This window comes from Streptomyces sp. SID13726, from assembly GCF_010548375.1.
Lineage (GTDB): Bacteria > Actinomycetota > Actinomycetes > Streptomycetales > Streptomycetaceae > Streptomyces.
Map to the genome: position 1 here is coordinate 1 of NZ_JAAGLY010000102.1, position 715 is coordinate 715.

The 715-nt window shown below is 74.4% G+C and carries 1 protein-coding gene; it reads right to left on the minus strand.

Annotation, left to right across the window (positions count from 1 at the left end):
- Positions 1–715, minus strand: a 715-nt coding sequence (locus G3I78_RS46570; RefSeq protein ID WP_164436642.1) for an AMP-binding protein, incomplete at both ends; no start/stop codon positions are given.

Genomic DNA, 715 nt, shown 5'->3' on the forward strand with positions numbered 1-715 from the left:
TGCGGGCGCACCAGGTCCACCACCGCGTCCTTGACCCGCGGATGCGTCAGCAGGACCTCCTCGACCTCGCCCGGCTCGATGCGGTGCCCGTGCAGCTTGATCTGGGTGTCGATCCGGCCCGCGAACTCCAGGCCGTCGTCGCCCTCCGTCCAGCGCACCAGGTCGCCCGTCCGGTACAGCCGGGCGCCGTGCCCGCCGAAGGGGTCCGGTACGAACTTCAGCGCGGTCAGCCCCGGCCGGTTCAGGTAGCCCCGCGCCAGGCCAACGCCGCCGATCAGCAGCTCGCCGAACTCGCCCGGCGGCTCCGCGCGCCCGTCCGGGCCCACCACGTGCGCCTCCAGGTTCGGCATCGCGTCCCCGATCAGCGGCTTGGGCCGGCCCCGCTGCGGCTCGTGCCGCTGCTCGGTGCAGGCCACGGTCGCCTCGGTGGGCCCGTACTCGTTGGTGACCACGGCGCCGGGGAAACGCGTCCGCCACTGGTCCAGGACCTCGGAGGTGAGCATCTCGCCGCCGATGACCAGGTCCCCGGTGGGCGAGTACGCCTCGGGCAGCCCCAGCAGGATCGGCAGGTGGCTCGGGGTGACCTTCAGCAGGGACAGCCGCCCCTCCCCGCCCGGCAGTTCGTCGGTGCGGCCGTCGAGGCCGCCCAGCACGATCCGGCCGCCCGCGGTCAGCGGCCCCAGCAGGGTGGTCACCGACAGGTCGACGGAGACCG